Below are 916 nucleotides of genomic sequence, written 5' to 3' on the forward strand. Positions count from 1 at the left end.
AGCGGCGACACTTCGGACGGCGGGGGCGGCGGCCTGCCCGATCTGGCCCTGGGCGAGATCCGGGTCGAGGATGGTGTGGTCGACTATGCCGATGCCCGCAACGGCCAAGCCGCGCGGATCGAGGACATCGACATTGAGGTCCAGGCACCGGACCTGCGCGGGCCATCCAGCGTCGCCGGCACGGCGCGCTTCCGTGGCGAGCAGGTGGACGTCGACCTGCAGGTGCAGGACACCAAGGCGCTCATCGAGCAGCAGCAGAGCCAGGGCAGCATCGCCATCACCGGCCCGATCGCGGCAGCCCTCACTGGCACGCTGTCGGCTTCCCCTTCGGGCACGGTGCAGGTCGACCTGCCCGAGGTGGCCCGAGCGGTGCGCTGGCTGGAGCTGCCGGTCCCGCCGACGGCACCGATACCGGAGCGGATGGCGCTCGCGGGCCGGCTCGCCATGGCCGGCCAGATCGTGACCTTCGACGATGCCAAGCTCACCAGCGACCTTTTGCAGGCCACGGGTGCCCTGCGGTTCGACGGGACCGGCGCCCGGCCAAAGCTCGGCGGCGAACTCGCCACCGAAGTGATCGACGTCGCCCGGCTGATGTCGCCGCCGGCACCGCCCAGCACCAGCGAGCCACCGGCGCCGGCCGCGCCGGCCTCCGGCGACGGGCCCGCCCCCGATCCGCTCGACCGACCGCTGAACCTGCCGACCTCGCTGCCGCTCGACCTGGACGTGGCGGTCGCGGCCAAGGGCATCAAGGCGCCGCAGGCGACGCTCGGCCCCACCCGGGTGCGGGTCACCTCGGGCCCGAACTTCGTGCTGCTCAACCTGGTGGAGGCACAGGCTTATAGCGGCAAGATCACCGGCCGGGTGAACACCGCGGCGGATGCCCAAGGCGTGCCGAGGGTGGCGATCAGGCTGTCAG

Annotated in this window: 1 protein-coding gene; it reads left to right on the forward strand. The window is 72.5% G+C overall.

Annotated features, from left to right (window positions below):
* A partial coding sequence (locus EQG76_RS05360; protein WP_159711282.1) for an AsmA family protein occupies window positions 1-916 on the forward strand: 916 nt, incomplete at both ends.

Origin of the sequence: Geminicoccus flavidas (assembly GCF_009806515.1) — a bacterium.
Classification (GTDB): Bacteria; Pseudomonadota; Alphaproteobacteria; order Geminicoccales; family Geminicoccaceae; genus Geminicoccus; species Geminicoccus flavidus.